Here is a 2,777-nt window from a genome sequence, read left to right as displayed (position 1 = left end):
TCTTGTCACCGCTAGCAGAAGCCAAAGTCTTGCCATCGGGACTAAAAGCCACGCTATTGACCCAATTCCTATGCCCTTTGAGGGTAGTAATCAGTTTTTGGGTTTGCAGGTTCCACAGTTCGATGGTCTTGTTTTGGCTTCCAGAAGCTAATGTCTTGCCATCGGGACTAAAGGCAACGCTTCTTAAATAAATACTATGCCCTGCCAAACGATTGCGTTCTTTCACTTCGTAAACTGCTTGTCGCAAAGCCGCTTCCACCCACATTGGCGATCTATCCTTGATCTGTGCTGCCTGTAAAGCTTCCATCAGCGCATCCAATTCTTGCCCTTGACTAAAATTTGTCATAGAAGAACGACTTATAGCCTCACTGCGAGAGCTTTCTGCCTGCTTGCGAGAGCTTTCTGCTTGCCACCACTGCCAAAGGGCAAACCCAGCCAGCATCATGGCTACAGATGAAAAGCCACTTAGCCCAATAATTGTAAGTTGCCGCCTGCGTTGCTTCTTTTGTCTTTCTCTATCCCGTTCTTTAACGCTAACCTGAATAAAATCTCGCTCCTCCTGTGTCATCTCATCAGCACGTTTCCGCAACCAATCTTCCGCCACAGTCAACGGCACACTCCGTAACAAACCTCCAGCGTCATGGTTGTTATTTTTCCACTCCCGCAGGGCCACCTTCAACCGTTCTTGCCAAGTCCGAAACTGACGGTTCGCATTTATCCACTCCCCCAAAGTTCCCCATTCCCGAATTAGCGCTTCATGCACTACCTCTACTGTATCTTCCTGTTCTTGCCGTCCCGTCACCACCAAACGCGCTGGATATCCAGCTAAATAACTGACCAAATTCCAGTTCTCTTCCCCTACTTCCACACGGGTAGCAACGCGCCTGGTATCTTCTGTTCCTTCCCCTGGACGCACTAATTGCACAAAAATTCGCTGCGCCTGCTTTTTCTCTGTTTCGTTCAGTTTTTGATAAACTTGTTCGGCATGATTAGCAATGGCTTTTTTCACCCCGCCAATTTCTTCATAAGCTTGGTGAGTTAACTCTCGGTTTACTTGCTTTTCCCACAACCGAGTTAGGGCAAATTCTAATAATGGCAAATTCCCCGGTTCTTGCCCCACATCATCAAGAATGCGTTGGGTCAATTGCGGTTCTAACTGTACTTCCAATTTTTGGGCAGGTAATTCAATGGCTGCCTGTAATTCCTCCCGTTTCATGGAACTGAGTAACTGTGGTGTATACTCTTGCAACGCATCCCGCAACGGACGGTAGGAAAGCACATAACCGTAAAAATCAGCCCGTAAAGTCAAAACCAATGTAATATTTTCTTGAGCAATCGCCGTTAGCAACCCATCAGCAAAGCGTTCCTGTTCTTGCTTCACCTGACAAAGGGTGTACAGTTCCTCAAATTGGTCTGCAACTAACAACAACCGTTGACCTGGGTTGCGCTCTAAAATGCGAGATACAACTTGCAGCAAAGTGATTCTACCTTGCTGCATATCACCTGCTAATCCCACCGCTGACCGCAGTTGTTGAGTTTCCCCCGCTGCTGGTTCTAATTGCCTCACCAACGCAAAAGCTAACTGCACAAACGGTTCTTTCCCCGGACGGAAAGATTCAATTAACCAGTTTCCCTCTTTTCGCAATTTGGGAACTAACCCCGCATACACTACAGAAGATTTACCGCTACCACTTGGCCCAACTACGGCTACCAAAGGTTGTTTGTGCGTTACTTCCACTAAATTATTCACAAATTTTGCCTGTCCAAAAAAGAAGTCGGCATCTTCTTCTCCAAAGGCAGACAACCCTTGGTAAGGGTTAGGCGGAATCACATTTTCAAAAGTAATTACATCCTCATCAATCGGAGCATCAATTAAATTTTTTTTCTTAAAAACGGGAGTTGCCTGCTCTCGGAAACTCATCATCTGCGAGCAACCTAACTCGTAGGCTTCTTCTAGCCTATATCCAGCAGCGATCGCATCATAAAACCCTACAGCAAAGGCAAGGGCTGCTCGATCTCCCACGGCTCGATTCATGCCAATAACATAATTAACGTATTGGCTAATTGCCTCTGCCTGTACTTCGGAATAACAAGCATTGAGAATTACGCAATCTACACCTTTATGGGCAAACAATTTAAACATACTGGCGAGGGCGTTTGTCTGCACCAGCACCATTTTTCCCGTATCATCTTCTAGGACAATTCCATCTTCTCCAGCACCATGTCCGCAAAAGTGGACTATGTTGGGTTGATAATCTAAAATAGCTCGGTAAAAGTCACGGGAACGCACGGCCCATTTTTGTTCTAATTTATACTGATCTCGTTTATTTGCCCGTCGCAATCCTTCGTCAATTTCCCGGATCTCTTGATCCAATCGCAACGGAGCGGTATTTGTGGGATTGGCTGCCAGAATTAAAATTGTTTTGACTGGGGTGTTGTTAGTCATGGCTTCGGGAATTGCTCTGGTTTTCTGGAGCTTTTATTTCTGTTTGCTTGAGGAGATTTTTTTTACTTAAACGGATAAAGGTCTTTGTATTTCTATACTTGTCAGGTTTAGTATACCAAGCTGGCAATACAATCTTTGCTGCGCGTTAAGTAACTTTACACTGTGACAGAATGTAAAGCCTCATGACTGTAGAATTGATGTGCTTGATTTTTGTGACAAATTTAACTGTGTTTGCTTTGTTTTCGCTTCGATAGTAACTTTCTGGGGGTGCATCTGGTTTTGAAGCCTGAAGAAGCATGACCGCATATAAGTTATTAGTTATAATCCCATA

General features: G+C 45.0%; 2 protein-coding genes. Both read right to left on the bottom strand.

Features of this window, described 5'->3' with window-relative positions; all coding sequences use genetic code 11:
- On the bottom strand, nucleotides 1-2,446 hold a 2,446-nt coding region (locus QT974_RS26010), incomplete at its 3' end, for an nSTAND1 domain-containing NTPase (RefSeq protein WP_333471301.1).
- 145 nt (nucleotides 2,447-2,591) lie between these two features.
- The coding region (locus QT974_RS26005) for a hypothetical protein (protein ID WP_333471300.1) at nucleotides 2,592-2,777 on the bottom strand (186 nt) is incomplete at its 5' end.

This window comes from Microcoleus sp. BM001215392 (assembly GCF_036700185.1).
Taxonomy (GTDB): domain Bacteria; phylum Cyanobacteriota; class Cyanobacteriia; order Cyanobacteriales; family Microcoleaceae; genus Microcoleus.
This window is presented reverse-complemented; position numbering and strand designations above follow the sequence as displayed.